We start from the raw sequence: 2,582 nt of genomic DNA on the forward strand, positions 1-2,582 counted from the left end.
ACCTTTTTATTGAAAGCTGCCCCTTGGATATCGGGCATCATGCACTGTAACTGCTTAAATTCCTCTTCACTATAATCACGCAATTCACCCGTTTCTAAATCAGGTGCCTTATAATATCGTTCGCTTTCAAACCAACGGCATTCAACGAGTGTGACCATCCGACGACCGTTTTCAACATCAATGCCCTTCTCATCATCGTAAGCTTCAAGATCATTATGATGAATGCCTTCATAGGCAACCCCATCACGCGCCCAATCAGCACTCAGCTCTGTCCAATGGGCTTTGGGAAACATCTGCTTGGCTACTTCCAAGGGCTTGCGGTCTACATACCACATGCGTTGTGCATCGGTTAAATTTGGTTGCACCGCTGCACTATCCCAAACCATTTTTAAAGGATCTAAACGCGTAATAACCGGTTCACCATCTATACTGTTCTCATAATCAAGCCGCGTATCGGTCCACCCCATGCCGCAGATGACAGCGTCTTGGAAAGCATCACTATCTGCATATTCAGCATGTGCCATGTCGCGAAACCATTCCGCTGCTCCTGTAAGCAATTCACTTGGCAATGCCTTGCCTATTTGACGGGGAATGAATTGCACCTCTCGTTTATTGTTACGCTCTGAACCCACAACGGCATTAACCAATGGTGCAATGCGATTAAACGTCATAACGGGGCGGCGTTGCTCTTTTAACGCCGCTAAATCAGCCTCATTCCACTGATCACCATTGTAAAATTGAAAATCCTCCCTTGCATGTTCACGCCATTTGTTCACATGCTCAACATCTTCTTTGTACCAATTCACAAGCTTGCGAAATAAGCCTTCTGTCGACAAATCTGATGCGTTATGTTCTTTTTCTAAATGCTCTTCATCATCCATCATTCTGCCATCCATGACGTGCTCTCATAAGTTTCTCTACCGCTATAAGCTGGTCTCTTCTGTTTCTGCATCGGCTGTTCATACCCCACACACATCAATCCAAAGGCATCTGCACCATGACTGGACCAATCATGCTCGGCGCCTAAACCAATATTACGCTTCTCATCCCATTTCTCATGATACCAATTCAGTGCTTTACGACCCGCTACGGTTGTCTCTTCATTAAACCAAACAGACGGCAAAATACGTCGCACCGCCTCTATACGCATCTTAACCGCCCCTGCTCCCTGATTGGGAACAACCTGTGTTTCAAAGCCCGCATCATTCAAAGCACTCTCAAAACTCACATTGTGCACACGGTCTCTGGTCGCACCATCATGGGGTAACACCATCAACGCCTTCTCATAACCGTTTTGACGCAACCAGCCTACATGCTCTGATAGCGGTTGTCCTTGTGCTTCGTAATAATTAAGCACTCTGATCTCTCTGCCAACAAATTGCACTATCCATATCGCCGTGGCATCTGCCTTGGCGCCTGTCCCCCCAATATCCCAAAAGGCGCGTATCTGCATTAAAGGATCACGCGCAACACGCCCTATCCGCCCCTCTTGCTCGGCTGCCAACATTTCCCTCTGATAATAAGCGCCTTGAACTGCTGTAAGATAAGCCCCCTCCCATATATGCTTATAGGTCTCGGGGCGGTTTCTCAGATCATCAAGCCGCGCTTCATTCAAGATCTTAGGAAACTTCGGATTGTCTGACCAATTGATCTCTACACGCTTAATGGCTTCATTGTCTGAAAAGCGAAACCGCTTCTCAACGGGGGCATTCTCTCGCAACGGGTTCCATGTGACCCATAACTCTGCTCTCCACCCCTCTCCCTCTTCACGCAAAGTCGGTATAAGCGTCTGCCAAGCCGTCTCTGTCACGGGCTCTGCCTCATCAACCCAACAAAGCAAAATACGCCCCATCGATTTAATGCTCGCAATATTACGGTCTAGTCCAGAAAACTGAAAGGCTATACGACCATCTATCGATTTAATCGACGACTCCCCAACCTTGTAATAGTCCTTTAAAAAGTCGTGCGCTTCAATGGCGCGCTTAATCTCCTCCAATGAACTCTCTGCTAGCGAATTCTGAAACTGACGTGCACAAAGAATGGTCCCCGATATCCCCTGCATACCAAATTGATAGCCTTTTAAAGCAGCCATCAAGGCAAATGATCTTGTCTTTCCAGACCCTCGTCCACCCCACGCCGCTCGTACCAAAGCGTCTCCTGTAAAAATAGGAATGAGTTTTGGTACAATCTTAATCTGTCTTGTCGTCATTCATTGTTAAAGGAGCAATTTCTACACGCCCTATGATCTTAATCGCGCCCCCATCTTCACCCGTCACTTGCAAAGGCAACACCTTCCCAAGCAACGCTAAATAAGCAGCGGGGCATTCCATAGCCTGCTTTTCCAAATAAGAGATCAAACCATCCTTGCCAATTTTATTCCCAGCATTCTCAGCAGCCTTAACCACTGCTTCTTTTAAAATGCGCGTCACTTTATTTGGAACGCCTTTGACACGCCCTTGACCTGCCTTTGGTGGTATACGCTTTTTAATCGGTTGTGGAGCCTGTTCTGTATTTTGTGATGTCATAAAATACACCCTCCAGATAATAAAAAACCCCGCATTTGCGGGGATTTTGAACTGTAC

General features: G+C 46.8%; 3 protein-coding genes. All 3 read right to left on the minus strand.

Translation table 11 applies throughout. The features are described from left to right. The coding region (locus tag ACFIO3_RS11325; protein ID WP_375704482.1) for a portal protein at nucleotides 1-896 on the minus strand (896 nt) is incomplete at its 3' end. Beyond that, on the minus strand, nucleotides 881-2,209 hold the full coding sequence (locus ACFIO3_RS11330; RefSeq protein ID WP_375607483.1) for a PBSX family phage terminase large subunit: 1,329 nt from the start codon (nucleotides 2,207-2,209) through the stop codon (nucleotides 881-883). The genes ACFIO3_RS11325 and ACFIO3_RS11330, both read right to left, overlap by 16 nt. Continuing rightward, entirely contained in the window at nucleotides 2,190-2,525 is a 336-nt protein-coding gene (locus ACFIO3_RS11335; RefSeq protein ID WP_375607482.1) for a hypothetical protein, read from the minus strand. Before ACFIO3_RS11335 ends, ACFIO3_RS11330 begins: the two co-directional genes overlap by 20 nt. Between the last annotated feature and the right edge of the window lie 57 nt (nucleotides 2,526-2,582).

This window comes from Bartonella sp. AD328YNZD (assembly GCF_042196425.1).